The sequence below is a fragment of the Streptomyces sp. NPDC002092 genome (assembly GCF_053593775.1).
Genome location: NZ_JBSFDG010000012.1, coordinates 23,799 through 48,518, shown reverse-complemented (window position 1 = coordinate 48,518; position 24,720 = coordinate 23,799). Strand labels below are relative to the sequence as shown.

26 protein-coding genes and 1 pseudogene are annotated in these 24,720 nt (G+C 71.7%); 8 read left to right on the top strand and 19 right to left on the bottom strand.

Translation table 11 applies throughout. The annotated features are described in order from the left end of the window. Positions 1-25: 25 nt before the first annotated feature. A complete protein-coding gene (locus tag ACWCRD_RS26920; protein ID WP_030939825.1) occupies positions 26-688 on the bottom strand; it encodes a response regulator transcription factor in 663 nt (220 codons plus the stop codon). Positions 689-910: 222 nt separating this feature from the next. Next, positions 911-1,540 (bottom strand): DUF3000 domain-containing protein, encoded by a 630-nt coding sequence (locus ACWCRD_RS26915; protein ID WP_390696428.1) that lies wholly within the window; start codon positions 1,538-1,540, stop codon positions 911-913. 168 nt (positions 1,541-1,708) lie between these two features. Between ACWCRD_RS26915 and hemE the strand changes: the two genes are divergently transcribed. Beyond that, the gene (gene hemE, locus ACWCRD_RS26910) at positions 1,709-2,785 is read left to right on the top strand and encodes a uroporphyrinogen decarboxylase (RefSeq protein WP_450968345.1); all 1,077 of its coding nucleotides are present in this window, start codon (positions 1,709-1,711) and stop codon (positions 2,783-2,785) included. Positions 2,786-2,801: 16 nt separating this feature from the next. Here hemE and ACWCRD_RS26905 read toward each other — a convergent pair whose 3' ends face one another. Further along, positions 2,802-3,626, bottom strand: a complete 825-nt coding sequence (locus ACWCRD_RS26905) for a rhomboid family intramembrane serine protease (protein WP_450968344.1) — start codon at positions 3,624-3,626, stop codon at positions 2,802-2,804. 125 nt (positions 3,627-3,751) lie between these two features. Between ACWCRD_RS26905 and ACWCRD_RS26900 the strand changes: the two genes are divergently transcribed. Further along, on the top strand, positions 3,752-4,072 hold the full coding sequence (locus ACWCRD_RS26900) for a hypothetical protein (RefSeq protein WP_450968343.1): 321 nt from the start codon (positions 3,752-3,754) through the stop codon (positions 4,070-4,072). A gap of 100 nt (positions 4,073-4,172) precedes the next feature. Here the strand turns inward: ACWCRD_RS26900 and ACWCRD_RS26895 are convergent, their stop codons facing one another. Further along, a complete protein-coding gene (locus tag ACWCRD_RS26895; RefSeq protein WP_450968342.1) occupies positions 4,173-5,561 on the bottom strand; it encodes an FAD-dependent oxidoreductase in 1,389 nt (462 codons plus the stop codon). Between the two features lie 48 nt (positions 5,562-5,609). Further along, positions 5,610-6,584: a DUF4349 domain-containing protein gene (locus tag ACWCRD_RS26890; protein WP_450968341.1), complete on the bottom strand. Its 975-nt coding sequence runs from the start codon at positions 6,582-6,584 to the stop codon at positions 5,610-5,612. 129 nt (positions 6,585-6,713) lie between these two features. Between ACWCRD_RS26890 and hemG the strand changes: the two genes are divergently transcribed. Continuing rightward, complete coding sequence (gene hemG, locus ACWCRD_RS26885; RefSeq protein ID WP_450968340.1) at positions 6,714-8,204, top strand: protoporphyrinogen oxidase; 1,491 nt, start codon at positions 6,714-6,716, stop codon at positions 8,202-8,204. A 4-nt stretch (positions 8,205-8,208) separates the two neighbouring features. After that, the gene (gene hemQ / locus ACWCRD_RS26880; protein ID WP_365832890.1) at positions 8,209-8,940 is read left to right on the top strand and encodes a hydrogen peroxide-dependent heme synthase; all 732 of its coding nucleotides are present in this window, start codon (positions 8,209-8,211) and stop codon (positions 8,938-8,940) included. A gap of 22 nt (positions 8,941-8,962) precedes the next feature. Here hemQ and ACWCRD_RS26875 read toward each other — a convergent pair whose 3' ends face one another. From ACWCRD_RS26875 to ACWCRD_RS26850, 6 genes and pseudogenes are all read right to left on the bottom strand, one after another. Then, positions 8,963-10,603, bottom strand: a complete 1,641-nt coding sequence (locus ACWCRD_RS26875) for an alpha/beta hydrolase (RefSeq protein WP_450968339.1) — start codon at positions 10,601-10,603, stop codon at positions 8,963-8,965. Between the two features lie 98 nt (positions 10,604-10,701). Next, positions 10,702-11,502, bottom strand: coding sequence for a TIGR04222 domain-containing membrane protein (locus tag ACWCRD_RS26870; protein ID WP_450968338.1), 801 nt, complete (start codon positions 11,500-11,502; stop codon positions 10,702-10,704). Positions 11,503-11,605: 103 nt separating this feature from the next. Next, positions 11,606-12,364, bottom strand: a complete 759-nt coding sequence (locus tag ACWCRD_RS26865) for a DUF4142 domain-containing protein (protein ID WP_450968337.1) — start codon at positions 12,362-12,364, stop codon at positions 11,606-11,608. 72 nt (positions 12,365-12,436) lie between these two features. Next, positions 12,437-13,747, bottom strand: a complete 1,311-nt coding sequence (locus ACWCRD_RS26860; protein ID WP_450968336.1) for a DUF692 domain-containing protein — start codon at positions 13,745-13,747, stop codon at positions 12,437-12,439. A gap of 169 nt (positions 13,748-13,916) precedes the next feature. Continuing rightward, positions 13,917-14,006, bottom strand: a pseudogene (locus tag ACWCRD_RS26855) (DUF4142 domain-containing protein); the annotation flags it as partial. Positions 14,007-14,115: 109 nt separating this feature from the next. Beyond that, entirely contained in the window at positions 14,116-14,832 is a 717-nt protein-coding gene (locus ACWCRD_RS26850; RefSeq protein ID WP_450968335.1) for a peptidyl-tRNA hydrolase, read from the bottom strand. Between the two features lie 53 nt (positions 14,833-14,885). Here ACWCRD_RS26850 and ACWCRD_RS26845 point away from each other — a divergent pair, with 53 nt between their 5' ends. After that, complete coding sequence (locus ACWCRD_RS26845) at positions 14,886-15,758, top strand: ABC transporter ATP-binding protein (RefSeq protein ID WP_450968334.1); 873 nt, start codon at positions 14,886-14,888, stop codon at positions 15,756-15,758. Beyond that, positions 15,755-16,426 carry an ABC transporter gene (locus tag ACWCRD_RS26840; protein ID WP_450968333.1) on the top strand — a complete coding sequence of 224 codons (672 nt, stop codon included), beginning with the start codon at positions 15,755-15,757 and terminating at the stop codon, positions 16,424-16,426. The genes ACWCRD_RS26845 and ACWCRD_RS26840 overlap by 4 nt, the downstream gene beginning before the upstream one ends. 148 nt (positions 16,427-16,574) lie before the next feature. Here the strand turns inward: ACWCRD_RS26840 and ACWCRD_RS26835 are convergent, their stop codons facing one another. The 8 genes from ACWCRD_RS26835 to zapE form a co-directional block, all read right to left on the bottom strand. Further along, positions 16,575-16,754 carry a hypothetical protein gene (locus ACWCRD_RS26835; protein WP_398960511.1) on the bottom strand — a complete coding sequence of 60 codons (180 nt, stop codon included), beginning with the start codon at positions 16,752-16,754 and terminating at the stop codon, positions 16,575-16,577. Positions 16,755-16,772: 18 nt separating this feature from the next. Further along, positions 16,773-17,630, bottom strand: a complete 858-nt coding sequence (locus ACWCRD_RS26830; protein ID WP_450968332.1) for a polysaccharide deacetylase family protein — start codon at positions 17,628-17,630, stop codon at positions 16,773-16,775. A gap of 69 nt (positions 17,631-17,699) precedes the next feature. Next, a complete protein-coding gene (locus tag ACWCRD_RS26825) occupies positions 17,700-18,251 on the bottom strand; it encodes a YbhB/YbcL family Raf kinase inhibitor-like protein (RefSeq protein ID WP_450968331.1) in 552 nt (183 codons plus the stop codon). Positions 18,252-18,429: 178 nt separating this feature from the next. Beyond that, positions 18,430-19,242, bottom strand: a complete 813-nt coding sequence (locus tag ACWCRD_RS26820) for a slipin family protein (protein WP_450968330.1) — start codon at positions 19,240-19,242, stop codon at positions 18,430-18,432. 101 nt (positions 19,243-19,343) lie between these two features. Beyond that, positions 19,344-20,801 carry a SulP family inorganic anion transporter gene (locus tag ACWCRD_RS26815; RefSeq protein ID WP_450968329.1) on the bottom strand — a complete coding sequence of 486 codons (1,458 nt, stop codon included), beginning with the start codon at positions 20,799-20,801 and terminating at the stop codon, positions 19,344-19,346. Positions 20,802-20,809: 8 nt separating this feature from the next. Next, positions 20,810-21,388 (bottom strand): carbonic anhydrase, encoded by a 579-nt coding sequence (locus ACWCRD_RS26810; protein WP_450968328.1) that lies wholly within the window; start codon positions 21,386-21,388, stop codon positions 20,810-20,812. Positions 21,389-21,486: 98 nt separating this feature from the next. Beyond that, a complete protein-coding gene (locus ACWCRD_RS26805) occupies positions 21,487-21,879 on the bottom strand; it encodes a hypothetical protein (RefSeq protein ID WP_450968578.1) in 393 nt (130 codons plus the stop codon). Positions 21,880-22,070: 191 nt separating this feature from the next. Further along, on the bottom strand, positions 22,071-23,177 hold the full coding sequence (gene zapE / locus ACWCRD_RS26800; protein WP_450968327.1) for a cell division protein ZapE: 1,107 nt from the start codon (positions 23,175-23,177) through the stop codon (positions 22,071-22,073). Positions 23,178-23,214: 37 nt separating this feature from the next. Between zapE and ACWCRD_RS26795 the strand changes: the two genes are divergently transcribed. Next, positions 23,215-24,054: a pyrimidine reductase family protein gene (locus ACWCRD_RS26795; RefSeq protein ID WP_450968326.1), complete on the top strand. Its 840-nt coding sequence runs from the start codon at positions 23,215-23,217 to the stop codon at positions 24,052-24,054. 133 nt (positions 24,055-24,187) lie between these two features. Next, a complete protein-coding gene (locus tag ACWCRD_RS26790) occupies positions 24,188-24,661 on the top strand; it encodes an indole-3-glycerol phosphate synthase (RefSeq protein WP_450968325.1) in 474 nt (157 codons plus the stop codon). The last annotated feature ends 59 nt before the right edge of the window (positions 24,662-24,720 follow it).

The window sequence follows — 24,720 nt, the reverse complement described above, 5'->3', positions numbered from 1 at the left end:
GAGGTGAGGGGCAGAGACCTACGGGTCAGTGGATGATGCCGGTCCGCAGGGCCACCGCCACCATCCCGGCGCGGTCGCCCGTGCCGAGCTTGCGGGCGATGCGGGCGAGGTGGCTCTTGACGGTCAGCGCGGACAGGCCCATCGAAACGCCGATCGCCTTGTTCGACTGGCCCTCAGCGACCAGTCGCAGCACCTCGACCTCGCGGCCGGAGAGCTCGCGGTAGCCACCCGGGTGACTCGGGGCACCCGGGGGGCGGCGGTGCATGCGCGCGGCGGCGGATCCGATGGGGGCGGCGCCCGGTCGGGTGGGGAGCCCGACGTTGGTACGGGTGCCGGTGACGACATAGCCTTTGACGCCGCCCGCGAGGGCGTTGCGCACGGCACCGATGTCGTCGGCGGCCGACAGGGCGAGGCCGTTGGGCCAGCCCGCCGCGCGGGTCTCCGAGAGGATGGTGAGGCCGGAGCCGTCGGGCAGGTGGACGTCGGCGACGCAGATGTCGCGGGGGTTGCCGATGCGGGGACGAGCCTCCGCGATGGATGAGGCCTCGATGACGTCACGCACACCGAGCGCCCACAGATGGCGGGTCACGGTGGAGCGGACGCGGGGATCGGCCACGACCACCATGGCGGTCGGCTTGTTCGGGCGGTAGGCGACCAGGCTTGCGGGCTGCTCGAGGAGAACGGACACCAGGCCTCCTGGGGTGCGGGACGGCTTTCAAGGTCACAGTCGTCTTCGGCACCAAACCCGAAGTCCTTTAGGGAAAGATCACGATTTAGTGAGTATCAATTAGTGCAATTCGGACACGCGATCGATCGTGCGATGAACGAATCAGTTCGTTCGCGGCCCTGTTCGTGACCGAAAGTGGCCGTATCGACAAAGTGACGGTCAAGGCGACGACCGAGGTGCCGGTCAGCGTGCCTGCGGGTCCCGCCGCTGCGGCAGCGTCACGACCGACGCGTCGCCCGGACCGGCCGGCGGCAGGCCCGCGACCTGGGCCAGCAGATCGCACCAGGAGGCCAGGTGGGATGCCGTGTCCGGAACCCCGCCGAGGCCCTCTCGGGGCGTCCAGGAGGCACGGATCTCGATCTGCGAGGCCGCCGGGCGCTCCGCCAGACCGCCGAAGTAGTGCGAGCTCGCCCGGGTGACGGTGCCGCTCGCTTCGCCGTACGACAGACTGCGTGCCTGCAGCGCGCCGGTCAGCCAGGACCAGCACACGTCCGGCAACAGCGGGTCGGCGGCCATCTCCGGCTCCAGCTCCGCGCGCACCAGCGTGACCAGCCGGAAGGCGCCCCGCCAGGCGTCGTGCCCGTCCGGGTCGTACAGCAGCACCAGGCGGCCGTCGGCCAGGTCCTGGTCGCCGTCGACGACGGTCGCCTCCAACGCGTACGCGAAGGGCGCGAGCCGCTTGGGCGCCGGCGCCGGCTCGATCTCGATCTGCGGCCGCAGCCGCGCGGTCCTCAGCGCGTCGACGGCAGCCCGAAAGGGCAACGGAGGAGGCGTACCACCGCCATTCCGATCCCCCTCCTTGGTGTCGTCCATTCCGTCAGCGCCGTCCGACAGTCGTCCCTGAGCCGCAGCCATGCGGGGAAGATTAAGGGGAACGGGGGCTTCGCGCAGGGAGGGACACCCGTGCGGGGTCCGCATGTCCGGATAGTGCCTCATGAACCCCGGCCGTAGCGCCCGCGGCGCCGTGCGAGACTTGCGGTCGTGAGTGCGAACGAGAGCCCCGCGGGCCAGGCCCGGACACAGCAGGCAGCGACGTACGAATCGGCCTTCCTCAAGGCGTGCAGGCGCGAGCCCGTGCCGCACACGCCCGTGTGGTTCATGCGGCAGGCCGGGCGCTCCCTGCCCGAGTACCGCAAGGTGCGCGAGGGCGTCCCGATGCTCGAGTCCTGCACCCGCCCCGAACTCATCACGGAGATCACCCTCCAGCCGGTGCGCCGGCACGGCGTGGACGCGGCGATCTACTTCAGCGACATCGTCGTCCCGCTCAAGGCCATCGGCATCGACCTCGACATCAAGCCCGGCGTCGGCCCGGTCGTCGCGCACCCGATCCGCACCCGCGCCGACCTGGCCCAGCTGCGCGACCTCACCCCCGAGGACGTCTCGTACGTCACCGAGGCGATCGGCCTGCTGACGCGCGAGCTCGGCGCGACCCCCCTCATCGGTTTCGCCGGGGCGCCTTTCACCCTTGCGAGTTACCTCGTCGAGGGCGGCCCGTCGCGCACGTACGAGAACGCCAAGGCGATGATGTACGGCGACCCCGAGCTCTGGGCCGACCTGCTCGACCGCCTCGCGGAGATCACCTCCGTCTTCCTGAAGGTGCAGATCGAGGCGGGTGCCTCGGCCGTCCAGCTCTTCGACTCCTGGGCCGGCGCCCTCGCCCCGGCCGACTACCGCCGCTCGGTGCTGCCCGCCTCCGCGAAGGTCCTCGACTCGGTCGCCGGGTACGGCGTGCCGCGCATCCACTTCGGTGTCGGCACGGGCGAACTGCTGCAGCTGATGGGCGAGGCGGGCGCGGACGTCGTGGGCGTCGACTTCCGTGTACCGCTCGACGAGGCGGCCCGCCGGGTCGGCCCCGGCAAGGCGCTCCAGGGCAACCTCGACCCGACCGTCCTGTTCGCCTCCACGGAGGCCGTCGAGGCCAAGACCCGCGAGGTCCTCGACTCGGCCGCGGGACTCGAGGGCCACATCTTCAACCTCGGCCACGGCGTCATGCCGTCCACCGACCCGGACGCACTGACCCGGCTCGCGGAGTACGTCCACACGCAGACGGCCCGCTAGAGCTCTTCTCGACGGCTCACCACGTGTGCCGGGGCCGCGCCCTCCTGCCGAACACCAGGCCGCGCGGTTCCGGCGGCGGGGGCGTGCCCGGCTTGAGCGGCCAGGCGAGCAGCATGCCGACGAGGAAGCCGACGACATGCGCCGCGTACGCCACCGTCCCCGCGGTGGAGACGCCCTCGCCGGACGAGTACAGGGCCTGCAGCACGAACCAGAAGCCCAGCACGAGCCAGGCCGGCAGTCTCAACGGCAGGAAGAGCAGGAACGGCACGAGGATCCAGACCCTGGCCTTCGGATACAGCACCAGATAGGCGCCCAGGACCCCGGCGATGGCTCCCGACGCACCGATCAGCGGGTCGGAGGAGTCGGCGTTGGCCAGCGCGAAGCCGTACGACGCCGCGTAACCGCAGACGACGTAGAACAGCGCGTACCTGATGTGCCCCATGCGGTCCTCGACGTTGTTGCCGAAGATCAGCAGGAAGAGCATGTTGCCGAGCAGGTGCAGCCAGCTGCCGTGCAGGAACATCGCGGTGAAGACCGACACGGGCGGCGACTTGTCGTAGCTCGGCGGCGCCACCACACAGCCCGCCCCGTGCGCGCCCACTCCTATGTCGCCGGTGGGGACCACCCGGGGCATCTGGTGGTGGATCAACTCCCTTGGTACGGCCGCGTAGTGGTCCAGGAACGCCTGCAGATGGCACAACTGGGACAGGCTGCTGTCGCCCGCCACGGAACCGGCGATGCCGGGCGTGGACAGGAAGACGTACACGTTCGCGGCGATCAGTGCGTACGTCACCCAGGGGGTGCGCCGCACCGGGTTCACGTCATGGACGGGTATGACCACAAGGAATTAGTGCCCCCGGTGGACCGCCCGAATCGGTGAACGCCGTCACGCGCGCGTGCGTATGTCTCCTCAACCGCCCGCGGCACGGGGAAGGCGGGTCGCGGGGACGACGTGAGGAACAGGCGATGAACGACCGAGTTACTCCTCCGATGCACGCCACGCCCGACGGGGAGGCGGAGATCTCCCTGGTGGTGAGGTTGCCCTGGGAGGACGTCGCACGGCTCGGCCAGGAGGCCGGACGGCTGGCTTCGCAGATGCAGCGGCCGGTGACGCTGGACGAGGCGGTGAGCCACCGGCTGCGGTCCGTACGGAATGCTGCGCATGCCAAGCCGGCGGGGGAGCAGCCGGCGGCTGTGACGGCAACGGCGTCTGTGTCGTCGTTGCCGCCGCGGCCTCCGGCGGAGCAGGCGCGTCAGGCTATTGAACGGATCAATGGTTCGGCGTAGGGGTTTCGTCGTGGGGGCGCGGGTTGATTGCCGGCTGCGGATCTGTTGTGGCTGGTCGCGCCCATGCGGCGGAGCCGCAGATCGACACAGCCCCGCGCCCCTAAAAGCCTTGAGCCACCGCTCGTGATGCCTTGCGGGCGGCTACCAGTACCGGGTCCCAGACCGGGCTGAACGGTGGGGCGTAGCCAAGGTCCAGGGCTGTCATCTGTTCCACCGTCATTCCGGCCGTCAGGGCCACCGCTGCGATGTCGACGCGCTTTCCAGCGCCCTCCCTGCCGACGATCTGGACGCCGAGCAGGCGGCCGGTCCGCCGCTCGGCGAGCATCTTCACCGTCATGGGGGAGGAGTTCGGGTAGTAGCCGGCTCGGCTGGTGGACTCGATGGTGACCGTCTCGAACTGGAGGCCGACCCGGCGGGCGTCCTTCTCCCGGAGGCCCGTGCGGGCGATCTCCAGGTCGCAGACCTTCGACACCGCGGTGCCGACGACGCCCGGGAAGGTGGCGTAACCGCCGCCGATGTTGGTGCCGATGACCTGGCCGTGCTTGTTGGCGTGGGTGCCGAGGGCGATGTGGCGCTCCTGGCCCGAGACCAGGTCGAGGACCTCCACGCAGTCGCCGCCGGCCCAGATGTTCTCGTGCCCGCGCACCCGCATCGACAGGTCGGTGAGCAGGCCCCCATGGGAACCGAGGGGCAGCCCGGCCGCCTTGGCCAGCGCCGTCTGAGGGCGTACGCCGATGCCCAGGATCACCACGTCCGCCGGGTGCTCGGCGTCCTCGGTGGCCACCGCCCGCACCCGGCCGTCCTCGCCGGTGTGCACCTTGGTGACCTCGGCGTCGTCGACCATGGTGATGCCCATGCCCTCCATGGCCTCGTGCACCAGGCGGCCCATGTCGGGGTCGAGCGTGGACATCGGCTCGCTGCCGCGGTTGACGACGGTCACCTCGTAGCCGCGCTTGATGAGAGCCTCCGCCATCTCCACGCCGATGTAGCCCGCCCCGACGACCACCGCGCGACGGCCACGCGCGCGCGTGAGGGAGTCGATGAGCGCCTGGCCGTCGTCCAGTGTCTGCACGCCGTGCACACCGGGGGCGTCGACGCCGGGCATGTCCGGGCGGATCGGGCGGGCACCGGTCGCGATCACGAGCTTGTCGTACGACGTCCAGGACTCGTCGCCGGAATCGACGTCACGCGCGCGTACCCGGCCGCCCGCCACGTCGATCTCCGTGACCTCCGTCCGCATGCGCAGATCGATGTCCCGCGCGCGGTGCTCCTCGGGCGTACGGGCGATCAGCCGGTCCCGTTCGTCGACGTCGCCGCCCACCCAGTACGGGATGCCGCACGCCGAGTATGAGGTGAAGTGGCTGCGCTCGAACGCCACGATCTCCAGTTCGTCGGGGCCCTTCAGGCGGCGTGCCTGCGATGCCGCGGACATCCCCGCGGCGTCGCCGCCGATCACGACCAGTCGTTCCCTCGTAGCGCTCATGTCCATGCGAACACGCTACGGGGGCGCGGCATTTCAGGCCGGGCCTCGTGCCGATCAGTCCTGGTCGTTCTCGCGCGTGTCCGGTGTCTGCGGTGCCGGACGGGCCGTCGGCAGCGGACCGAGTGCGGTGGTCATGGGCGCGGGGGCCGGGCGGTGCGGCAGCCGGGGCCGGACGAGCCGCAGCCACACCAGCGCGATCAGGGCAGCCACCGCGGCGAACGGCAGCACCGCGCCGAAGGCCACGGCGAGCCAGCGCAGCATCGTCAGGAACGCGCCCCAGCCGCCGGCCAGCGCGTCCAGGAACCCGGGCCTCTCGTCCTTCGCGGCAGCCTTCACCGGTGTCTCCGAAAGGGACAGGGTGATCGTCGCGAGGCTGGTGCGGTCCTTCAGGGACGCCTGCTGGGCGAGCAGCGCCTCCAGGTCGGCCTCCCGGTTGCTCAGCTCGCCCTCCAGCTCCACCACGTCACTGAGCTTGCCGGCCCGGTCCATCAGCTCCCGGACCCGGGCGACGCTCGCCCGCTGCGACTTGATGCGGCTGTCCACGTCGACGACCTGGTCGGTGACGTCCTCGGCCTTCGCGGTGCGGTCGAGGAGCTTGCCCGCGCCCTGGAGGCCGGCGAGGACCTCGTCGTACTTGCCGACCGGCACACGCAGCACGACACGAGTGCGCTCGCGGCCCTTCTCGTCCCGGCCGGTGGTCTCGTCGCCGACATAGCCGCCCGCGTTCTCGGTGGCCGTGCGGGCCTCGTCGAGCGCCTTCGGTACGTCCTTGACCTGCACGGTCAGCGAGGCGGTGCGGATGATGCTGCTCGCGGTGAGCTTCGGCGTCCGCTTGGTGGCCCCGGCGCCGCTCGCGTTCCTCTCGCCACCCGGCGCGGCGGCCTTCCCGTCGCTGCGGGCGGCCTTGTCGGCAGTGCTGCTGCCACCGGAGTCGGAGTTGCTCCCGCTGCATCCGGTGAGCGCGAGTGCCGCGGCGAGAAGAAGCGCGGCCAGGGCCGGGACGGGTCGTACGGGACGTGGTGCGCGCATGTGGGTGTACCCCCGAGGGTCGTCGTGACTGACGCTCCTTCGACGCCCCGAAGGGCCGGGACGTTGGACCAGGACGGTCCCGATGCGGTCACGGTCGGGACTCGTGAAGGACACCAGGTCGCCGACGGGTTGTCAGAGGGGTCTGAGACGCTTGAGGACATGCGCGAAGTGGAGAGTCGTACGGGCACCGGGCGGGTCGTCGTCGTCGGAGCCGGGATCGCCGGACTGGCCGCCGCCCACCGGTTGTTGCGGCGGGGCGCGCGGGTGACCGTGCTGGAGGCGTCGGACCGCGTCGGCGGCAAGCTGCTGCCCGGCGAGGTCGCGGGCGCCCGCGTGGACTTCGGCGCCGAGTCGATGCTGGCGCGCAGACCGGAGGCGGTGGCTCTCGCCCGCGAGGTCGGCCTCGACGACCGGCTCCAGCCGCCGGCCACGGCGACGGCCTCGATCTGGACCCGCGGCGCCCTGCGCCCCATGCCCAAGGGCCACGTCATGGGCGTCCCCGGCACCGCCGCCGCGCTGACCGGCGTCCTGTCCGAGGAGGGCCTGGCCCGCATCGAGCGCGACGCCGACCTGCCGCGCACGGAGGTCGGCGACGACATCGCGGTCGGGGAGTACGTGGCGGCCCGGCTCGGCCGCGAGGTCGTCGACCGCCTGGTGGAACCCCTCCTCGGCGGTGTCTACGCGGGCGACGCGTACCGCATCTCGATGCGCTCGGCGGTCCCGCAGCTGTACCAGGTCGCCAAGACGCACGACTCGCTCACTCAGGGCGTCCGCGAGCTCCAGGCCAGGATGGCCGCCGCCCAGCAGACCGGACCGGTCTTCATGGGGATCCGGGGCGGCATCGGCAGCCTGCCCCTCGCGGTGGCGGACTCGGTGCGCGCACGCGGCGGCGAGATCCTGACCGGGACGCCGGTGACCGAGCTGCGCCGCGGGACCTCCGGCGGCTGGCGCGTCGTCGCCGGAGACCGTGTGCTGCACGCGGACGCCGTCGTCGTGGCCGTCCCCGCCCCCGCGGCCGCCGGCCTCCTGCGCCCGGATGCCCCGGAGGCCGCCACCGAGCTCGCCGCCGTCGAGTACGCCTCCATGGCCCTGGTCACCCTCGCCTACCGCCGTGCCGACACCGCCCTCCCCCAGGGCAGCGGCTTCCTCGTCCCGCCGGTCGACGGGCGCACCATCAAGGCGTCGACCTTCGCGTCCCAGAAGTGGGGCTGGATCGCCGAGGAGAACCCGGACACGGTCGTCCTGCGCACCTCCGTCGGGCGGTACGGCGAGACCGAGATCCTTGAGCGCGAGGACGCCGGCCTGGTGGACGTCTCCCGTCACGACCTGCGCGAGGCCACCGGACTGGACGCCACGCCCCTCGAAACCCGCGTCACCCGCTGGACCGACGGCCTGCCCCAGTACCCCGTCGGCCACCACGCGCGCGTGGCCCGCATCCGCGAGCACGTCGCCAAGCTGCCGGGCCTCGCCGTCTGCGGCGCCCAGTACGACGGCGTCGGCATCCCGGCCTGCATCGCGAGCGCGTACGCCGCCGTGGACCAGATCGGCGGGGACCTGAGCGGTGTGGAGGAGCTCACCGCCCACCCGGTGCAGAGTCTGCACGGCGGAGCGGGAGAATAGCGACATGAGTGACGACGCCCCCACCACCGCCCCGGACCGCATCGCGAACAAGGGCAAGCTGGCCAAGGACCTCAACGAGGTCATCCGCTACACCCTGTGGTCCGTCTTCAAGCTGAAGGACGTGCTGCCCGAGGACCGCGCGGGCTACGCCGACGAGGTCCAGGAGCTGTTCGACCAGCTCGCCGCCAAGGACGTGACGATCCGCGGCACGTACGACGTGTCGGGCCTGCGCGCCGACGCCGACCTCATGATCTGGTGGCACGCGGAGACCAGCGACCAGCTGCAGGAGGCGTACAACCTCTTCCGCCGCACCAGGCTCGGCCGCGCCCTGGAGCCCGTCTGGTCGAACATGGCGCTGCACCGCCCCGCCGAGTTCAACCGCTCGCACATCCCGGCCTTCCTCGCCGACGAGACGCCCCGCAACTACGTCAGCGTCTACCCCTTCGTGCGCAGCTACGACTGGTACCTGCTGCCCGACGAGGACCGCCGCCGCATGCTCGCCGACCACGGCAAGATGGCCCGCGGCTACCCGGACGTGCGCGCCAACACGGTCGCCTCGTTCTCCCTCGGCGACTACGAGTGGATCCTGGCCTTCGAGGCCGACGAGCTGTACCGCATCGTCGACCTCATGCGCCACCTGCGCGCCTCCGAGGCCCGCATGCACGTCCGCGAGGAGGTCCCGTTCTACACGGGGCGCCGCAAGGACATCGCGGAACTCGTCGCGGGCCTGGCGTAGCCCCGGCCCGGTTGTCGGGTGGTCACGGCCGGGCGGTCTTGCCCTTCAGGTTCTCCTTGATGGGCGCCGGGTGGGCCCGGCCGTCCGTCGCGGCCGGGTTCGGCTCCGCGTGCGGGGCGCAGGACGCCTGCTCCTCCGGCAGCCGGCCCTCCAGCAGATACGCGTCCAGGTAGCCGTTGACGCACCGGTTCGGGCCGCCCGCGATGCCGTGCGTGCCCGCCCCCCGCTCGGTCACCAGGACCGAGCCGTTCAGCCGCCGGTGCAGCTCCACGGCACCGTCGTACGGCGTCGCCGCGTCCCGCTCGGCGGCCAGGATCAGCGTCGGCGGCAGCTCACCCGGCCCGGTCCGCACATCGAGGGGCTGCTGCCGGGGCGCCGGCCAGTAGGCGCACGGGAGGTTCATCCACGCGTTGTCCCAGGTCTCGAAGGGGGCCACGCGCGCGAGCTGCGTGTTGTCCTGGTCCCAGACCTTCCAGTCCGTCGGCCAGGGCGCGTCGTTGCACTCGACGGCGGTGTACACCGCGTTGGTGTTCTCCGCCTCGGCGGCCGTCTCGGTGGCCGGACCGGCCTGCTCGACCAGCGGCTTCGCATCGCCCTTCAGATACGCCGACAGCGCCTTCGCACGGGTCGCCCAGTAGTCGTCGTAGTACCCGGCCGACAGGAACGCCGCCTGCAGCTCCGCCGGTCCCACCTTGCCGCCCGCCGGCTTCGCCGCCAGCCGCTCGCTCGCCTTCTCATAGCTGGCCTGCACCTCGTCGGCCGTCTTCCCCAGCCCGTACACGTCGTCGTGCCGGGCGATCCACTCCCGGAAGTCCGCCCAGCGCTTCTCGAACGCGGCCGACTGGTCGAGGTTGTTGCGGTACCAGATCTGCTCGGGATCCGGGTTCACCGCCGAGTCGAACACCATCCGCCGCACATGCGAGGGGAACAGCGTCGCGTACAGCGCCCCGAAGTAGGTGCCGTACGAGGCACCCATGAACGTCAGCTTCCCCTCTCCCAGCGCCGCCCGCACGACGTCCAGATCACGGGCGTTGTTGAGCGAGTTGAAGTACTGCAGCCCCCCACCGGACCGCTTGGCGCAGCCTGTCGCATAGGCCTTGGCCTCCTTGATGCGCTCCTGCTTGTACGCCTCCGAGGGATACGTCGGCGCCTGCGAGGGTGCCTTGAAGAAGAGCTTGGGCTCCTCGCAGGACAGGGGCGAGGACCTGCCGACGCCGCGCGGGGAGTAGCCGATCAGGTCGTAGGCCGCCGCGAGCCGCTTCCACTCCGGGAGCATCCCGACGAGTGGGAAGTACAGTCCGTCACCGCCGGGCCCGCCGGGGTTGTAGACCAGGGCGCCCTGCCGGGGCACCCGCCGCTTGCTGTTCTGGGGGTCCTTGTGCGTGGCCGTCACCCGGCTGACGGTCAGCTTGATCTGCTTGCCATGGGGATGCGCGTAGTCGAGCGGCACGGACACCGTGCCGCACTCCATGGTGCCCGGCATGTCCTGCGCGGCGGCGCACTTCCCGAACTCGATGCCGGCCGCCCGGGCGCGCGCGGCGGCCACCGCCGTGCCCTGCAGCTCGGCCGCGTCCGGGGCGACGGGGGTGCTGCCTGCCGGGGCGGCCGCGAGGGCGGTCAGGAGCAATGATCCGGCGGCCGAGTAGAGGGCGGCAGCTCTCATGGCGTATCCCTTCGGTGCATGGCAGCGACAAAAGGGATGTTTCGTTCGGTGCATGCAGAAGGCAAGCACCGCCCCGGCGGTGTCGGCCTCAATGCCCCCTATGCGCCCCTGGCGTGTGGTTCGCGCCAGGACTGGTCGCGGTGCGCGAAGGCCGCGCGCAGGTCCGGTTCGCCGATCGCGCGGACGCCTCGTACGGCGACGGTGGTGAGATACGTGCGGTCGTCACCGTTCGAGGCACGCCTGGTCAGGGCGCCCAGCAGCCGCTGCCCGGCCGGGGAGGCCCAGCGCGAGTAGGGGTGGGCCTCGACCCGGGCGATGGCGAGGCAGCTCAGCGTCAGCGCGAGCGGCAGCGCGAACCACAGGGCGACCAGGCCGCGCGGCATGTCCGGCTGGGCGGGCACCAGCAACGCGACCGCGCCCAGTACGAGCACGGCCACCGCTGCGAGCTGCACCTGGCGCACTCCGGCAGCGACGGTGGTCCGGGCATCGGCGGGCACGGCCAGGCCCGCGTCGACGAGCCGGTCGCCGAGGCCGGCGACCGCGTCCGCGGAGGCCGCCGCGGCCCGGACCGGGGCGATGCGGCTCTGTCCCCCGGGTCCGATGGCCCCTATGACGGACCGCTCCATGTCGTCCCGGCCGCGCGGGTCGACCACCGTCGCCCAGCCCGTGTGGGCGAGCAGCAGACGCCGCTGCCGGGCCATGGAGACCATGGTCAGATCGGCGACCCTGCCGGGTCCGCCGGACAGGAACGCGGCCTCGTAGAGCGTCAGATCATGACGCCGGGCAGGTGCTCCGACGTCCGCGTCCCCGGCCGCCGCACGTACGGCGGCCAGGCACAACCGCGTGCACGCGGTGCCGGCGGCGGCCCAGGCCAGCAGCAGGAGAACAACCCAGAACATGCCGCGTTTCTATGCCAGATGCCCGGGGAAATGCCATGCCTTGTTCACCATGCGGACGGAGTGTTGTGGGTATGTGACGTTCCGTTTGTCGGCCCGGCGGCGGTCACGGCGGCGGGCTGGAGGCGGCCGGCGGCAGCGTGTAGGTCGGCGAGGAGGACGGCTCGAGCGGGACGACGGGGCCGGGGCCCGTGGTCGGATCGGCCGGCGGGGGAGTGCTCGGGGAGGCCATGCCCTGGGCGAGGGCGTCCCAGTTGATGTAGCCCGTGGCCTCCAGGACCTTGATGTGGTCCAGCACGGTCGTGTTCGCGTCGTCGGCGAGCGCACGCACCAGCGAGTTGCGGGTGCTCGCGCGGACCTGGGCGACGACCGAGAACACCCTGCCGTGGGCCAGCCGCAGGATGTTGGCGAACTTGCTGTCGTAGTCCGTGCCCTGCGCCGCGTTCAGCGTCGCCAGCCACTGCTTCTGCTGGTCGTTGGGTTCGTTGGGCAGCTGCAGCCCGAGCTTGGCCGCCACGTCCCGCACCCGCTGGTCGAGGAAGGTGTGCCCCAGGACCAGATGCTGGCCCGCGGTCCGTACGGCGTCGGTGGTGCCCTTCTGCTCGGCCTGCTGTCCGGCGGGCAGCTCCCACAGGCCGGCCAACCGGACCTTCGTGATGAAGTCGCGGTCGAGCGCGGACAGCGGACCGTACTGCGTCGAGACGGTGTCGGCGTTCAGTACGTCGGCGCTGACGCCGGTGCCGGACCGGTCGGCGTACGACCAGATCGGGAAGATCAACGCCAGCAGGGTGGCCGTCAGGCCGATGATGATGACCCCGGTGCCGCTGAATATGCCTCGGCCGGTGACAGGTGGTCGCGGTCGCATGGTGCCTCCTACGGCACGGCATATTACTGCGGGGTTCGGTGGGCCCCGCTGTTGCGGCTGTCACCCTGGCGCTCAGCGGTGCAGCAGCACCCTCCGGGCCGCCCTGGCCATCCTCACCGCCGGCCGCCGCGAGCGCGGGACGGGCCCCGACCGCTCCAGCCACCACTCCCTGAGTTCCCGCCGGGCCCGCCCCTCCCCGAGGCTTCCGTCGAGCAGCAGCTGCCCGGCGAAGTCCAGGGCGTCCCGGCGATAGCCGCCGGTCATCGGGTGACGCTGGGCGTACGCGAGGAAGGCGGGCCGGTACGTTTCCGCGAGGATCACCGGCAGCTCGGGCGCGACCTTGGCCACGACATCCGCCCGCTTCCCGGCGAGCGCCCGCGCCTGCACCCCCAGCCGCACCCGGTCGAACCCTTCCGGCACGGGCGTCCCGGCGACGAGCGCGGACAGCAGGGCGGTCTGAGCGAGCCCGAGCCGCTGGCGGGCGGAGTCGGTCGCGGGGGCGGCGACGGAGCCCACGACCGCCTCCGCCGCCTCTGCCACGGTCTCCTCGCGTATCGCCCGTCCCTTCGCCACGGCTGCCCGGATCGCCTCCAACTCCCCCTCCAGCACGGCAGGTTCGGGAAAGTTCTCGTCCCTCTCCAGCAGCACCCCGGGCGGCGAGACCCGTGCGGCCAGGTCGGTCAGGATGTCGAGGACCGGCTGCGGCACCGGGTGGGCGTGGCTGTCGTGCCAGACGCCGTCGCGTGCGAAGCCGCCCGCTACATGGACGTACGCGATGGCCTCCAGCGGCAGCTCCGCGAGCGCCTTGGCCGGGTCCTCGCTGCGGTTGACGTGGTTGGTGTGCAGGTTGGCCACGTCGATCAGCAGCCGTACGCCCGTCCGGTCGGCGAGCTCGTACAGGAACTGCCCCTCGGTCAGCTCCTCGCCCGGCCAGGAGATCAGCGCGGCGATGTTCTCGACGGCGAGCGGCACCGGCAGCGCGTCCTGCGCGATGCGGACGTTCTCGCACAGCACGTCGAGGGCGTCCCGGGTGCGCGGTACGGGCAGCAGATGCCCGGCCTCCAGGAGCGGGGACGCCGTCAGCGGCCCACCGGCCCGTACGAAAGCGATGTGCTCGGTGACCAGCGGCGCGCCCAGCGCCTCGGCCCGCTCGGCGAGTGCGTTGAGCCGGTGCTCGTCGGGCCGGTCGGCGCCGCCGAGGCCGAGCGAGACGCCGTGCGGGATCACGGCCACCCCGCGGGCGCGCAGCCGCAGCAGCGACTCGGGAAGGTGCCCGGGGCACACGTTCTCGGCCACGGCCTCGACCCAGTCGATGCCCGGCATGCGCTCCACGGCGTCGGCGATCTCCGGCCGCCACCCGATGCCCGTTCCCAGTCGGTTCATGGTCCGTCCCCTCCCTGCCGGCTCCTCGAAGAACGTGACGGGGGTATGGCCCCGCCGCTCGGACGTGAATCCCGTGGCCGGAACCTTCAGAGCAACATTTGAGGTTCGGTCCGGCCGGCTCGGCTCACCGCAGCACACCCACGGAGTCCACCGGATCCGGCCGGTCGTACCGGTCGGCGTAGGACCACACGGGGAACGCGATGGCTCCGATGGTGACGACGACGGCCGCGACGAGCAGGGCCGTACCGTTGATCCGCATGCGGGGAAGTACGCGCGGCGCACCCCCGTTGTTCAAACAACAGGTAAAAAACCAAACGGGACGGTAAAGCTGCACGTCCAGCGCGGTGCGTCCAGCACGGCAATCCAGGTCAGCGCAGCGCCGGGTGATCGGCCACCACCGTGCAGGAGCCGGGCGCGATCTCGGTGAAGCCCGCGTCACGCACCAGCGGCAGTCCGCTCGTGGTCAGTCGGCCCCAGCGCTCCGGGTCGGCGCTCCGTACGGCGAGCGGGAAACCCGCGTCCCGCCAGGCCGTCCGCTCCTCGTCCGACAGCTCCCACCAGGCCAGTTGGGCACCGTGCCCCGCCTGTGCCATCGCCTTGCCGGCGGACATGCCGAGAGCGGGGTTCAGCCACAGCACCGGCACCGCGGGATCCGCCTTCGCCGGCGGCTCCGGATCGTCGAGATCCGTGCCGGAGACCTGCAGCCTGGCCAGGTCCTTGGGCCATCCGTCGAGCGGTACCGGCGGGAACACCCGTACCTCCGCCGACTTGCCGCTCACCGTGATCCCGGGCAGCGCCTCGGCCCGCCGCCACTCGGCACCGCGGGCGCGCCGCACCACCTTGCGGATGCGGGCGTCCTGCCAGTCCCGCATGACCTGGGCCCACTCCCCGTCGCCGAGGGAGCGCTCGTCGCTGAGCATCACCAGTACGGCCCGGGCGGCGGTCTCCAGTGCGTCGGTACGGGCGGGCGGCGCGGCCTTCTCGACGTGTACGACGAGAGGCAGCACGAACTGGGGTGCCTGATCGCGCTCGTTGGGCTCGGACCGGAAAGGGCTGTCGTCGGCGGACGTCACATCTTGGCTCACATCGGCCAACCTTAAGGGGGTGCCGGGCAGTGCCACTTTGCGAGGATGCCTCCATGCAACGTGATCTTCGGCTCGACAACGTCGGCCGCCGCTACGGCATCCGCGGCCCCTGGGTCTTACGCGGCGTCCACCTCGCCGTGACGCCGGGCACACTGACCCGCGTCGAAGGACCGAACGGCACCGGCAAGTCCACCCTCCTGCGTCTGCTGGCCGGCCTCGACGCCCCCAGCGAGGGCCGCATCACCGGCCGCCCCCGCACGGCCTACGTTCCCGAACGCTTCCCGTCGGCCCTCCCGTTCACCCCGCACGGCTACCTCACCCACCTCGGCACCGTCCACGGCCTCTCCCGCCGTACGGCGATCCGCGCCGCGGGCGAGTGGCTGGACCGCTTCGGGGCAGCCGCCCATGCCCGCACCCCCATGGCCCAGCTGTCGAAGGGCAGCAGCCAGAAGGTCGCCGTCGCGCAGGCACTGCTCGCCGAGCCGGAGCTGCTCGTCCTCGACGAGGCCTGGACGGGCCTGGACGCGGCCGCCCGCGACGAGCTGGAGCGGGCCGTCGCGGAGCGCACCGCCGCGGGCTGCGCCGTGGTCTTCGTCGACCACGACCCGCGCCGTCTGGCGGGGGCGCCCGACACCACGTACACCGTGCGCGACGGCGGCCTCGAACGCCGTGCCCGCGAGACCGCCGCGGCTCACGACGGCCCGCAGGTGGTGGTCGAGGTGCAGGGCCCGCAGGGCGGGCAGCCGCCCGTCGACGCACTGGGCGCGCTCGTCTCCGCGGAGGAGGCCGCGCCCGGCAGCTACCGCCTCACCGTCCCCGCCTCCCACTCGGACGTCGTGCTGCGCACCCTGCTGACGGCCCGCCCGCCCTGGCACGTGGTCAGCGTGCAGCCCATCGACGAACACGCCAAGGACCGCCGCCGATGACCGCCCTCCTGCGCTACCAGGCCGCCCTTCTGCTGCGCTCGCAGCGCTGGCTGCCGCCGGTCATCCTGTACGCGGCGTTCCTCGGCATCGGTGTGCAGAGCGGGCAGCCCGTCCTCGACTCACTGGGCTACGCTGCCGCGGCCCTGCTGCCCGTCGCCGCCTGGCTGGTACGGATCTGCGTCACCGTCGAACCGCCCGCGGCCCGTGCCTGCGTGGCCGCGGCCTCCGGGCCGGGGCGGGCGCATCTGGCCCGGCTGCTGGTGGCCCTGATCGCCGCGGCGGCGCTCGGTACGGCCGCGGTCCTCGTCGTGACCCTGATCAGCGCGCCGGTCAGCACGGACAACCGGACCCGGATCGCACCGCTGCCGGCGGCCGCGGCCGGGCTCCTCGCCGCGCAGGCCTGCGCACTGCTCGGCACGGCGGTCGGCGCACTGACCAACTGGCCGGTACTGCGCGCACCCGGCCGAGCGGTCCCGGCGATGCTGCTCACGGCGCTGTTGTCGGCGGTGACCACGGGCTCCCCGGCCCAGGCGGCAGTCAGCGACCTGGTCGCCGGCTCCCAGTCGGGCAGGATCCCCGTCCCCCTGCTCCCACTGACCACGGCAGCCGTCCTCGCAACAGCGGCCGTCGCAGCGACCTGCGCCCTCACGTCCCGCCGCTCACCTTGAGCGGACGCTCCGCTGGTAGCGCGGTGATGACCCTGCGGGCCGGTGCTGCGCTGGCAGAGGTGGTGATCCTGCGGGCCGGTGGGGGCTGGTCGCGCAGTTCACCGCGCCCCTGAGGGGCGCGGTGACCTTCGCCCTCGCGTCCCGTTGCTCAGCCTGAGCAGGCGGTGCGCTGAGCCTCCTGCCACTCGCACACCGGGCACAGGGTGATCCCCTTGTACGACTCCGGGTACTCCGTCGGCTCGCGGCAGAGCACGCACTCGGCATACGGCGGCCCGTCCGCCCGGGGCGGCTTCGTCGCGTCGCGGATGGTGCAGTAGTCCTCGCTCACATGCCCAGCGTAAGCCGCTCACTGCCGACCCCCTGCGGCCCCGATCAGTTCGGACACCTTTACGAACCGGTAGCCCTGCTTGCGTAGCTCCGGCACGATCTGGCGGACCGCCTGCTCGGTCGCCGGCGCCGCGCTGCGTGTGCAGTGCATGACGACGACCGAGCCCGGCCGCACCCCCTCCAGCACCTGCCGGGCCACCGCGTCCGCGTCCGTGGCGAAAGCGTCGCCGCTCACCACGTCCCACTGCACGGCGGTGACGCCGGTCGCGGCCAGCGCCCTCAGGGCCTGCCGGTCGTAACAGCCGCCCGGGAAGCGGAAGTACGGCCTCGCGTCCGGCACCCCGGCCCTGCGGAACGCGGTGTACGCACGCTCCACGTCCGACCGCATCCGGTCCTCGGAGACGGTCGGCAGGCCGTAGCAGTTCCCGGTGAAGCTGTAGTGGCTGTAGGAGTGATTGGCGACCTCGAAGAGCGGGTCCCGGCCGATGGACCGCGCCTGCGCCGGGTATTCGTCCGCCCACCGCCCGGTCATGAACACGGTCGCCGGAACCTTCAGCGCCCGCAGCGTCGCGATCAGCTCCGGATTGTCGAACCGCTCGCCCGCCGCGGCCCGCGCTCCTTGATCGGCGGTCATGTCGGCATCGAAGGTGAGGGCGACCGTTCTGCCCTGTGTACGGGGGCCGTTCTTGAAGACCGGGGTGAGACCGGCGGGGCCGGGAGCCAGGGTCGGTGGCCGGGACGGGCCGGCGGAGGTCGCGGAGGGGGCCGGGCGAGCGGCGTGGGACGCCTCGGGGGCGCCACAGGCGGTGAGCATGGCCCCGAGTGCACAGGCGGCGGCTGCTCGGCGTACGCGTACAGGTCGTACGAGACTGATCATCGTACGAACATAAAGGGATGAAGCGGGTGAATCGTGTATCGGCGCACTGCTCCGGTCGACGCCCGGCGATCAGCGCCCGTAGCGGCCCGTCAGGGTGCCCGAGGCCGCCGTGTGGCCGGTCAGCGCGCGTTTGACGTCGTCAGCCGTGGCGTCGGCCGACAGCGTGAGGGCCTTGTCGGTGGCGTAGACCGAGAAGACGTAGTGGTGGGGCTTGCCCTTGGGCGGGCAGGGGCCGCCGTACGCGTTCTTCTTGAAGCCGTTGCGGCCCTGTGTGGCGCCCTTGGGTACCTGGCCCGCGGCCCAGTGGGTGTCGTGCGGGTCGATGCCCCACATCAGCCAGTGCACGAAGGTGCCCTGCGGGGCGTCCGGGTCCTCGACCAGCACGACCAGTTCGGCGGTACCGTCCGGCACGCCGGACACGCTCAGCGGCGGTGATACGTCCGCCCCGTCGCACGTGTAGCTGCGGGGGACGGTGCCGCCCTCGGAGAAGGCGCTGCTCGTCACGGTGATCCGCCGCGCGGCGCTGGGTGGGGGGACGGACGTACCACCGCCGTCGTCCCCGCACCCCGAGGCGAGCCCCACTGCCGCCGCGGCGGCGACGATCACGAGCCTGCGATGCATGGACGAAACGCTAGCCGCGCCCCTGCGCCCCCGCTACCTGCGCCAGGGCCCCGTCACCGCGAACGTCGTGCCGGGCGTTCGACGCCCTCTCCTGCCCGAGGGCAGAAGATTCCGGTCCGTACCGCTATGGGGCCGGATCTGCCGGCGCGCGGCGCGGGAACCACGCCGGTCGCACGTGTCATGTCTCGATCTGTTGATCCGGCGGGGGCGCCGGCGCAGGCGGCGGCTGGTGTTCCTGCGCCCTTTCCAGGAACCGCAGCAGCTCCACGGGGAAGGGGAGCACGAGCGTGGAGTTCTTCTCGGCGGCCACCGCGACCACCGTCTGCAGCAGTCGCAACTGGAGCGCGGCGGGCTGCTCGGACATCTGCTTGGCGGCCTCGGCAAGCTTCTTGGAGGCCTGGAGTTCGGCGTCCGCGTTGATGACCCGGGCCCGCCGCTCCCGGTCGGCCTCCGCCTGGCGGGCCATGGAGCGCTTCATCGCGTCCGGCAGGGACACGTCCTTGATCTCGACCCGGTCGACCTGCACACCCCAGCCGATGGCCGGGCTGTCGATCATCAGCTCCAGGCCCTCGTTGAGCTTCTCGCGGTTGGAGAGCAGGTCGTCCAGCTCGCTCTTTCCGATGATCGACCGCAGCGATGTCTGCGCCATCTGCGAGACCGCGAACTTGTAGTCCTCGACCTTGATCAGTGCGTTCGCCGCGTCGACCACCCTGAAGTAGACGACGGCGTCCACGCGCACCGTCACGTTGTCCCGGGTGATGCCCTCCTGGGCCGGCACCGGCATCGTGACGATCTGCATGTTCACCTTGCTGAGCCGGTCCACGAACGGGACGATCATCGTGAATCCGGGCTCCCGCACGGCACCGGCGAGCCGCCCGAGGCGGAAGACCACTCCGCGTTCGAACTGCTTGACGACCTTCGCCGCCGCGGCGAGGTAGACGATCCCCGCGGAACCGGCCACCACGGCCGCCGTCACCAGCTCAGGAACCATCACGACCCCCTCTGCCAGAGGGCTGGTATGTCTGCTCCTGTAACGATATGCCCGGTGGCTGGTCCCGGGCCACGACGGACCCGGGACCAGCCACCGGCGAGCTATGCGGCCGTGACCCGCACCGGTTCGGTGCCGACCGCGCTGTGCCGCTCGGCCCAGTTCTCCAGCGCCGTACGGCAGGCGTGGTCCAGGTGGTGCAGCCCGGACAGGTCCAGCTCGACCGGGCGGTCCTGGGGCAGCGCCTCCAGGCTGTCGAGGATCTTCGGCAGCCGCAGGAAGGTGGCGTTGCCCGAGAGGTGGACCTGGATGGGCCCCGCGCCCTTGTCGATGACCTCGGTCTTGAGATGCGAGGCCTCCCATGCGGTCTTGACCACGGACAGGGCCAGACCGATGAGCACGCCCTCGAACATGTTCACCGCGACGATCGACACGGCCGTCACCACGAGGATCAGTGCCTCGCCCCGGTGGCTGCGCCACAGCGACGAGATCTGGCGGAACGGGATCAGCTTCCAGCCCGCGTGCACGAGGATGCCGGCCAGGGCCGGAATCGGGACCAGCGCGAGGGCGGAGGGGAGCGCGGCGGCGAACAGCAGGAGCCAGGCGCCGTGCAGCACCCGCGAGGCCTTGGTCTTCGCGCCCGCGTTGACGTTGGCGGAGCTGCGCACGATCACCGCGGTCATCGGCAGGGCGCCGAGCAGACCGCAGACCGTGTTGCCCACGCCCTGGGCGACCATCTCCTTGTTGTACTCGGTGCGCGGACCGTCGTGCAGCCGGTCCACGGCCGCCGCGCTGAACAGGCTCTCCGCCGAGGCGATCAGCGCGAACGCGACGATCGTGCCCCAGATGGCCGGGGTGGCCAGCTCGCCGAAGGCCGAGGCCCCGGGCATCTGGATGACACCGAACAGGCCCTCCACCGTGACGGTGGCGACCGGCAGACCGAAGGCCAGGGTGGCGACCGTGGCCAGGACCACCGCGGCGAGGGCACCGGGTACGGACTGCACCGCCTTCGGCAGCTTCTTCCACAGCACGATGACGGCGATGGTGCCCGCCCCGATCGCGAGCGAGGCCAGGGCCTCGGTGCTGCCGAGGGCGTCGGCGAAAGCCCCCGGCAGCCCCGCGATCTTGCCGAGGCCGCTCGACGGGGCCTTCAGGCCCGCCGCCGCGTAGATCTGCCCGGCGATGATCACCAGGCCGATGCCGCAGAGCATGCCTTCGACGACGGAGACGGATATCGCCCGGAACCAGCGGCCTATCTTGAGGAAGCCCATGGCGAGCTGGAGCAGACCGGCCATCAGCACGATCACGCCGAGCGTGCCGACGCCGAACTCGCTGACGGCCTCGAAGACGAGCACGGTCAGGCCGGCGGCCGGCCCCGAGACCTGGAGGCTGCTGCCGGGCAGGAACCCGGTGACGAGGCCGCCCACGATGCCGGTGACGAGGCCCAGCTCCGCCGGGACGCCGGAGGCGACCGCCACGCCGACGCACAGCGGTACCGCGACCAGGAAGACGACTATGGAGGCGAGGAAGTCCTGCCTCAGGTAAGGGTATTTGGTCGTCATCGCGGCGCTCACAGGGCCTTGAAGAGGTCGGAGGCGGTGTCGTGCGCCAGGACGGCGCCGGTGTGGACCTCGTAGTACCAGGCGTGCAGGGACAGTTGACGGTCCTTCAGCTTCTTCTCGATGAAAGGGTACGAGCGCAGCCGCAGCAGCTGCGTCAGGACGTGGCTCTGCACGCCCTCGGTGACGGCCGGGTCCTCGACCGCGCCTGCCGGGCGCGGGGTGGCGTGCGCGAGCCAGTCGCGTACGGCGGGGACGGCGGTCAGGTCGTCGCCGCGCACGAGGGCACCGACGGCGCCGCAGTGCGAGTGGCCGCAGACGACGATGTCGTCGACCCCGAGCACCTCCACGGCGTACTCGATGGTGGCCGCCTCGCTGGTGGGGTGCTCGGAGGCGAACGGCGGGACGATGTTGCCCGCGGTGCGCAGCTCGAAGAGCTCGCCCGGGCGGGCACCGGTGATCAGGGCCGGGACGACCCTGGAGTCGGAGCAGGTGATGAACAGCACCTGCGGGGACTGGCCTTCGGCGAGTTTGGCGAACTCCTCAGGGCGCTGTCCGAACGTACGGGCGTTGTCGATGAGGGGCTGCATGATGTGGTGACTCCTCCTGGCGCGCCACGACGGCGCGTCGGTGTGGGGTGGGGCAGGACAGGTGTGGGGGAACTGCTCTGCGAAGAGCCGCTCTGCTGTCAGCAGCGGAAGACCTGAAGTGCTGCCGGAGCGTGATGCGTCGAGGGTCTCGACGTCAGAGGGGCCCCGGATGCGGCTGGTTCGTCAGCGGCGGCCGGGTCCTTGACCGGTACGGCGCGCTCGGGACCCTCGGGTGTGCTGTCCGCGGCGCGGTGCCGGTCGCGGGTGCGCAGGGGACCGGTCGGGTCCCCGGAGTGGCCGCAGTGGCGGTGTGTGACCGAGTCGTTGCGCAGTGCCTTCCCGGACAGTTTGATTCCGGTCTGGGCTTTGGCCTCGACCTGACGGCCCGTGTGCGCGGATGTGAAGGACTCCGTGGATGCGAAGAACTGGAGGGCGAGCAGGACGGCGGCGAGAACCGCAATCGCGGTCCGGGCCGTGGTGATCCGGAACATGTACGCCCCCCCCTCCAGGTGCTTCACGCCTCTTGTCTGTACCAACGCCGGCTCAACCACTGACCAATGAAGGGTCAGATGCGGGTCAACGTATGGTCAAGAAGCAGGTTAACCCGGCGGAGGTATTTGCTGGGTTAACTTAGCGTTTCGAGCTGAAGAGAGCCTGAAATGTGCTGGTGGGGTGGCGTGAACTAGTCGCTCTCGGCGAGTCCCTTGCCGTCGCGCGCCAGCGCGGTGAGCCGGGAGATCGCCCGGAAGTACTTCTTGCGGTAGCCGCCGTTCAGCATCTCCTCGCTGAACAGCCGGTCGAAGGGCAGCCCGGAGGCCAGCACCGGCACCTCGCGGTCGTAGAGCCGGTCCGCGAGCACCACGAGCCGCAGGGCCGTCGACTGGTCGGGGACGGGGCGGACGTCGGTGAGGCAGACCGCCTTCAGGCCGTCGGTCAGCGCGCCGTACCGGCTGGGGTGGACCTTGGCCAGGTGGTCGAGGAGGTGCGGGAAGCCGTCGAGCGAGGCGCCCGGGGTGGCGTACGCCGCCTTCGTCACCTGCTCGTCGGAGAAGGGTGCCGGTGCCTCGGGCAGGCCGCGGTGGCGGTAGTCCTCGCCGTCGATGCGCAGGGCGCGGAAGTGGGCGGACAGGCCCTGGATCTCGCGCAGGAAGTCGGCCGCCGCGAAACGGCCCTCGCCGAGCTTGCCGGGAAGGGTGTTGGAGGTGGCGGCGAGCGCCACTCCGGCGTCGACGAGCCGGCCGAGCAGGGTCGACACGAGGACGGTGTCGCCGGGGTCGTCGAGCTCGAACTCGTCGATGCACAGCAGGCGGTGGCCGCTCAGGGTCTGCACGGTCTGCTGGAAACCGAGGGCGCCGACCAGGTTGGTGAGCTCGACGAACGTGCCGAACGCCTTGAGCGCGGGCTCCGCCGGGGTGGCGTGCCAGAGGGAGGCGAGGAGGTGTGTCTTGCCGACGCCGTAACCGCCGTCGAGGTAGACACCGCGGGGGCCGGCCGGGATCTTCGGCGCCTTCGGCTTCCCGAATCCGAAGAAGCCGCGCTTACCGCCGCCGACGGCGTGTGCCCCGCCGAGCCCGGCCGCGAAGCCTTCGAGGACGCGGACCGCCTCGGTCTGGCTGGGCTGGTTCGGGTCCGGTATGTAGGTGCTGAAGCGGACCGAGTCGAAGCGCGGCGGCGGCACCATCTCGGCGACCAGGCGGTCCGCGGGGACGTGCGGCGCGCGGGCGCACAGGGACAGCGGGGCCGCGTCGGCTATCGGGCTGAGGCCGGGGGCGGAAGGGGAGGACGACACGGTTCCCCATGCTAAGCGCCGTGCCACACTGCACGACATGCGACGCCTGTTCCCTGTGACCGACGAGACAGTGCCGAAAGCCCCTGGAACTCCCGGTGAGGAGGGTGTGACCGGTGGGGCCGGCGGGCCCGAGGCCCCGGCCGACCGCGAGTGGAGCCTCGCCGAACTAGCCGCCGCCTATGCCTACCCCGAACCCACCGCGGGGGGCCGACCCGTCCCGTGGCTGCGCGCGAACATGGTCTCCACGCTCGACGGGGCCGCCCAGCACGACGGCCGTTCGCAGCCGATCTCCAGCGCCGCCGACATGCGGATCTTCGGCACCCTGCGCGGGCTGGCGGACGTCGTGGTCGTCGGTGCGGAAACGGTACGTCAGGAGGGGTACCGGCCCGCACGCGCGCGGGCGGAGTTCGCGGAGCTGCGACAGGCGGCCGGGCAGGCGCCGGCGCCGGCGATCGCGGTGGTCAGCGCCAGCCTGGACCTGGACTTCTCCCTCCCGCTGTTCACCTCGCCGGTGGTGCCGACCCTGGTCCTCACGGGCGCCGCGGCGGCCCCGGACCGGGTCGCCGCCGCCGAGAAGGCCGGCGCCCGGGTGGTGATCGCCGGTGACGGGGTGGGCGTGGAGCCGGCCCGCGCCGTACGGGCCCTGGGCGAGCTCGGGTACACCCGGCTGCTGACCGAGGGGGGTCCAAGGCTGCTCGGCCAGCTGGTGGCGGCCGGAGTGCTCGACGAGCTCTGCCTCGCCGTCTCCCCGATGCTCACCGCCGGCGACGCACAGCGCATCGCGGGCGGACCGTCGGTCGCGGTTCCGCAGCGCTTCGTCCTCGCGTCGCTGCTGGAGGAGGAGGGTTTCCTCTTCACCCGCTACCGGCGGCCCTGAGAATCGTTCAGCGGTACCGCCGGTCCCGAAAACGACGGAACCTACCGTTCCGCTTTGCCCGGGGCGGGCACACTGAATCTCGCAGTCCCCGTGACAGCACGGGGCAGGATGGTTTCCGCAGAAGGGGCGCCCGGTGTTCACAAGCGTATTGATGATCGAGAAGGCCCTGACGTCCGCAGACGTGGAGTTCGTCACCAGCTTGCACGGGGACGAGGAGGTCTCCTTCCACGTGCTGCTCCAGCCCCGCGGCGACCAGGCGGACCGCCTGCTGCGGGCCATCGACGACGTCGCGCTCGGCGAGCTGGACGAGGTCGCACGCGAGCGGGACGTCCCCGAGGGGGAGGCCGCGAGGCCCTTCGGGGAGCGCGCGTTGGAGGTGTCGCTGCGGGCCTTGCAGGCTGCGGGCAGCTCCGCTGAGGGGCGGCTGATCGAGGATCATCCGTTGGATGCGTTGAAGGGGCTCGTGGACGAGGTGGGGGCGGATGAGGTGATCGTGCTGACCGATCCCCACTACGTGGAGGAGTTCTTTCATCGGGACTGGGCGTCTCGGGCGCGGCACAAGGTGGGTGTGCCTGTGCTGAAGCTGTTTTCGCACAGTAAGGCATAGGCGCCGTAGGGGTTTGGGTGTTTTGCGGATGCGGGTTGGTGGGGGCTTGTCGCGCAGTT